Source organism: Paenibacillus terrae (assembly GCF_000943545.1).
Lineage (GTDB): Bacteria > Bacillota > Bacilli > Paenibacillales > Paenibacillaceae > Paenibacillus > Paenibacillus terrae_A.
On record NZ_JTHP01000021.1, the window covers coordinates 74,962 to 80,961 of the forward strand.

At 47.0% G+C, this 6,000-nt stretch carries 3 protein-coding genes; all 3 read left to right on the forward strand.

Annotation, left to right across the window (positions count from 1 at the left end; all coding sequences use genetic code 11):
- The first annotated feature begins 12 nt into the window (after positions 1–12).
- Positions 13–3,156, forward strand: a complete 3,144-nt coding sequence (locus tag QD47_RS12535) for an ATP-binding protein (RefSeq protein WP_044646447.1) — start codon at positions 13–15, stop codon at positions 3,154–3,156.
- The gene (locus QD47_RS12540) at positions 3,149–4,261 is read left to right on the forward strand and encodes a response regulator (RefSeq protein ID WP_044646441.1); all 1,113 of its coding nucleotides are present in this window, start codon (positions 3,149–3,151) and stop codon (positions 4,259–4,261) included. Before QD47_RS12535 ends, QD47_RS12540 begins: the two co-directional genes overlap by 8 nt.
- A gap of 417 nt (positions 4,262–4,678) precedes the next feature.
- A partial coding sequence (locus QD47_RS12545; RefSeq protein WP_152643801.1) for a YVTN family beta-propeller repeat protein occupies positions 4,679–6,000 on the forward strand: 1,322 nt, incomplete at its 3' end.

Consider the following 6,000-nt stretch of genomic DNA (forward strand, 5'->3'; position numbering starts at 1 on the left):
AAAAGTGTTGAAATGAATTCCGAGGGGGAGCTATGTATCAAAAGGGGGCAATATCGTGAGGCCATCGGAATTGGCTTGATCTTTTCGCTCTCCATTGTGTTGTTCGTTACTATTTATTTGCAAACGATACCGAATCAGGACATGCCGCCTGTGAAGCGGGGAGTGTTGGATTTGTCGAATTGGGATTTCCACAAGCAGGGATGGGTCAACCTGGATGGAGAGTGGGAATTTTATGAAGGTGAATTACTGGAGCCTGCCGATTTTCGCGAAGGGACGCGTACAGAGGTCTCGTATTTATCCGTACCTGGCACGTGGAAAGGAAAATCAGCGAATGGCGGTATGAACCGAACAGGGTATGGTACGTACCGGTTGAAAGTGCTTATTAAAGATACGGATGAGGTTTTAGGTTTAAAAATAAGGAGTATTCGCCTTTCCCATCGATTGTTCATTAACGGCAAGTTAGAAGGCGAAAGTGGGCGCCCAGCAGTCGATATCAAGGAGCATCAGCCTGGAAATACGCCCTACAGCGCGTTTTTTCACACGGATGCCAAAGAAATCGACATTGTAATTCAAGTGTCTAACTACGTATTTGTCACCGGTGGTATTGCTGGCTCGATCCCATTCGGATTGGCTGAAGATGTGACGAAGCTAAACAGTATACAGATCGGCACCGATATCGGAATTATTTTGATTCTTGGCATGTTTGGCGTGTATCATCTCAGCTTCTGCCTGCTAGGGCGAAGAGAGAAAACATATTGGCTCAGCGGGCTGTATTTGCTGCTGCTTTTATTGGAAAAAGCACTTTTTGGCGAAAAGATTTTACAGAGGGTACTGCCTGGCCTCCCTTTTGATATTGTTTACAAGCTGCTGGATTTAAGCGAATTTGTCGGCGCTGTGGTACTCATCCTGTTTTTCAGTTCAGTTGAAGCCCGCCTCATGTCGTCTCGGATGATGAAGCTGATACTGACTCCGTTAGGCCTATATATTACGGCGGTTGCCGTGTTGCCTTATCGTGTGCATATCCAGGGAAAATACGTTTTCTTTTTTTACTTAATCATCGTTTTCCTATACATTATTGGCAGAATGGCGTATCTGTACATTCAAAGCCAAGGCGGCTCATCCGATCGGAAGGAATTAATGCTTTTTATTGGCGGAAGCGTTTCGATGATGATCTTTTTGGTGGACGGAAGCCTCTATTCGGAGAATATGGTTTCGACCGATCTGGTGGGAAAACTCGGAGTAGTTTGTTTCATCATCATCATGAATATCCTGCTCGTGGTTCGATTCTCGAATGCTTATGAGAAGACGGAGCTACTTTCCTATCAATTGACGGTTTCCAACCAGCTCAAGGACGAGTTTTTGATGAACACATCCCACGAGCTCAAGACTCCACTGCATGGCATCCTGAATATGACGTCTTATTTGCTGGATGATGAGGAAAAAAATCTGTCGCCGAAGCAAAAACGGAATCTTTCGCTGATCAAGGATACATCTATCAAGCTGTCCATGCTCATTCACGATTTAGTCGATGTTACCCGTTTGAGGCACGGGGAACTGAGTCTGCATCCGACCGCTGTGGATGCCAGAATGGTAACACAGATTGTATTCGATGTACTGCAATTTGAGCTTTTGGGCAAAGCTGTGCAACTGGATAATCAAGTCGATCCCGATGTCTGGGTGCAAGCGGACGAGAATCGGCTGCGTCAAATCATGTACAATCTGGTCAGCAATGCCGTTAAGCATACAGACAAAGGGTCGATCAAGGTGGTATCAAGCGTTGCCCAGGGAACCATAACGATTTCCGTCGAGGATACCGGAACAGGGATTCCTAAGGATAAACATGCTGTGATTTTCGAATATTTTGAGCAGCTTGATGGGCCGCTGCCGAAGGATGGATATACAGGAATGGGCGTTGGTTTGTACATTAGCCGCAAGTTGGTCGAACGGATGGGTGGAGAAATTCGGGTGGATTGGTCGGAGGTCGGTCAAGGCACGCGCATGACGTTTACATTGCCAAGCGCCGTCGAAGTACCGGCTAATCGTGAAACGGCATATGCGTTGGAAGAGCAGCAGCGATATACCGATAAGGATCAGGAGCTGAATATTTGGAATGGACACGAGCATACCGTAATGATTGTTGACGATGAAGCCTCCAATATCCACACCTTGTTGAATATTTTGAAACGGCATCGCTACAATGTCGTTACCGCTTTCTCGGCAAAAGAAGCATTGGAGAAAATAGAAGAGTACCCGCAAGTCGATCTTGTCATTCTCGATGTGATGATGCCGGGGATCTCGGGCATTGAGCTGTGTCAGAGACTGCGAAGCAGCTACTCCATTCTCGATCTGCCCATTTTGTTCGCAACGGTTAAGGATACGCCGCAGGACATCGCGCTCGGCTTCAGGGCCGGGGCGAACGATTATTTGACCAAGCCGTTTGAGGCAGAAACGCTCATTGCCAGAATCCAGACCCTGATCGCTGTGAAAACATCACTCCAAGAAGCAATTCGCAATGAGCAGGCGTTCCATCAAGCGCAGATTAAACCGCATTTTCTCTACAACGCCTTGAGCAGTGTTATTTCATTTTGCTATACGGACGGGGAAAAAGCTGCGTACTTGTTATCGATGCTCAGTCAGTACTTGCGCTACATTCTGGACATGGATTCTTCCACGCAGTTCGTCCCTCTCTACCAGGAAATGGAGTTGATCCAGGCGTATGTTGAGATTGAAAAAGCCCGTTTCGGAGAGAGGTTCGACTACGACTTTCACTACGATAAACGTATAGAGCATTTGGAAATTCCTCCTTTATGCATCCAGCCTTTTGTCGAGAATGCGATTCGGCACGGTTTGTTCGAGAAGGAAGGACACGGCAAGGTGACGCTTGCGATCAACGAGGAAGACGGTTATATCCGGGTGGTAGTCGAAGACGACGGCGTCGGCATACCGGATGATCTGTTGGACCGCATGTCCACAGGAGACATGCAGGATTGCGGCATCGGCATCCATAATATCCGCAAGCGTCTGGACTCTCTGCCAGGGGCAACGCTAAACATCAGCTCCGATAGAGGAAGAGGAACTAAAATAACAATGTATTTGCCTGTAAGGAATAACGAAAAGATTGGTTCGGGTAAACGGAGGAGGAGCGAGGTTGTTTAGTGCGGTCATTGTGGAGGACGAAATACCGATTTTGAATTTAATGAAATATGTCATCGGGCAAAACCCGTACTTTACGATCATAGGTGCTTTTACAAGCTCGCTTGAGGCGCTGGCCAGCCTTCCTGAGCTTCGGCCGGACGTTGCTTTCCTCGATGTGGAAATGCCAAAGATGAATGGGCTGGAACTCGCGGAAAATATCAACGAAGCGTCGGAGCAGACGAAAATCATCTTCGTGACGGCTTACAAGCATTATGCGCTGGATGCATTCAAGGTTTATGCCTTCGACTATATTTTGAAGCCCGTAACACCCGCGGCGATCGAGCGGGTCGCCAACCGGCTGGTCAAGCTGCATCGACCTGTCGGCGATGCTGAACAGCGGGTGGGGCTTGCCTCGATTCGGTGCTTCGGAGGATTCGAGGTCCGAAGTAGGGAAGGATCGCTAATCCGCTTTCCGACACGCAAGACGGAGGAGTTATTCGCTTATTTCCTCTGCCATCCGGGTCAGGATCTCAACAAGTGGCGATTGGCGGAATTGCTGTGGCCGGATATGAGCGAGGACCGCGCGTCGCATAATTTGCACAACACGATGTATCGTTTAAAGAAACTGTTGAAAGGGCAAGAGATCGGGATGGAGATTCAGAAAACGAACGAAGGGTACATGCTGGAACCATCGGATCGAACGTACGATGTGCTGGAATATGAGCGGTATGACTTTTCTCTTGCGGGAGGATTTCAGGATGCGGCGCAAGCGGAACATGTATGCTCGCTCTACAAAGGTCCGTTGCTGGATAGAAAAGATTACCTCTGGAAAGCTCCGCTGGAGGAATTATTCTGCAAACAGTACACATCGCTTGTACGCAGCTTGATCCAGCAGGATCTTTCCAGGGAGGATTGGAAAAAGGCGGAGCAGAAGATTGATTCGTATTTGACCATGTATCCCCTGCATGAGGAGATGAATCAGACTTTGTTGAGCATCTATGCAAGTAGTGGGGACAAGGAGAAAATCGTCAGGCATTACGCGCAGTTCGAGGCTTCTTATCGCAAGGAGCTGGGGCTGGAGCCGCCGCAGGAACTGAGAAGCCAGAAGGCGTCATATTTGGAGTAATCTTGTCCGACCGTTTTTACCGAAAACTGAATACTGGATTAATAAGAAAGTGATTATTCCCAGTTGAAGAGTCTATTAGGGAATAGTCTCTTTTTTTTTCGACATTATTCGTGGTTTTGTGAGAATTTTGTGAGAACAGTTTGATAGAATGTATTGCAATGGGGGGAGGCAATATGGGGCGAGTGAATCAAGCGATTCTGTTGGGAGTTCTGGCCAATCGAGCGTTGCAATCCCGATTTATAATCAGGACGAGCAGAAACACGTAAGTAGCGACAGTAGATAGCACTAGAAATATATAGAATATTATGGAAACTATCAAATGTGGAAAGCGGGGGCATCCCCATTTTTTGGTTTTTTTTACTTGTTTGGATTCAATGCTTTAAAATTCATTCTGCGAAACGATCAGGGGGGAACGAAATGTTTAGAAAAGAAAAAATGAAGCTTGTGGCAGTGATAGCTATTCTATGTATGATTTCAACTTTGTTAGGTAATTTTAATGCCGCTTCTGCGGCTACTACTGACATATTAAAGAAAGCCTATATTACAAGCTACAATACTGGCAAAGTTGATGTGGTGGATTTGGAAAGCGGTACGGTGGAATTGGGCAAAATTACGGTTGGGAGTCAGCCCAATAGCGCAGCGTTCAACCCGAACGGTACGCAGGTTTTTGTGACCAACAGAACGAGTGGAACTGTTTCGGTGATTAATCCGGCTACTGATACGGTGGTCGGCACAATAACAGTGGGCTCACAACCTCACGGAGTAGCCTTTAACTCGGATGGCAGTAAAGCTTATGTAGCTAATATGAGCAGCAACACACTGTCAGTAATCAATACAGCAACGCTTACAGTTACGGGTACAATAAGTGTATTATCAAGTCCTGTAGCAATGGTAGTGGCAGGCCAGAAGCTTTATCTGACTCAGTCTGGCGCTAACAAAGTAGCAATCGTGGATTTTACCAACGATACGATTACCAGTCAAATTACGGTGGGAGCCCGCCCGTATGGTCTTTCGGTTAATCCTGCGGGTACCAAGATTTATGTAGCTAATCAAGGGAACAATACAGTTTCTGTCATCAACGTTGTGGACAACACGGTGGAAGCAACTGTCCCTGTGGGCAGCAATCCATCGGCTACTGAGGTGTCTCCCGACGGGAGCAGGGTTTACGTGGCTAATAGTGGCTCTGGAACTGTTTCAGTAATCAATACCGCTAATAATACAGTGGAAAGCACCGTAGCGGTTGGTTCTAATCCCTATGTGGTCGGTATCTCGGCTGATGGCAGTAAAGCCTTTACGGTCAATTATAGCAGCAGCAACATGAGCGTAATCAGGACATCCGATAATAAGGTAATTCAGACCATAACTTTAAGCAATGGTCCCTTTATGGTCGGTACCTTCATGGTTTCTACGGCTATGGCTGCTGGCCAGAACCCTCCTGTTTCTTCAGATGCCACACTAAGCTCGCTGAATTTAAGCGGCATTACGCTCGATCAAACGGTAACTGGAAGTGTGTACGCCTATACTGCAACTGTGCCTAACGATGTTTCTGTCACGACAGCTACGTATACAACTACTGATAGCCACGCGACAGCGGCTTTACAGCTTAATGGGGCTCCAGTTAACAATCCGATTAATCTAAGTGTGGGTTCTAATGTCATTAGCTTTGTAGTGACTGCACAGGATGGAACGGCGAAAAGCTATACGGTAACTGTTACACGAGCTGGTTCAAATCATGCTGA

What these genes read in the sequence shown, in the direction of transcription:
- QD47_RS12535 (WP_044646447.1), top strand. Translation starts at nt 13, where the DNA reads ATGAATTCCGAGGGGGAGCTATGTATCAAAAGGGGGCAATATCGTGAG.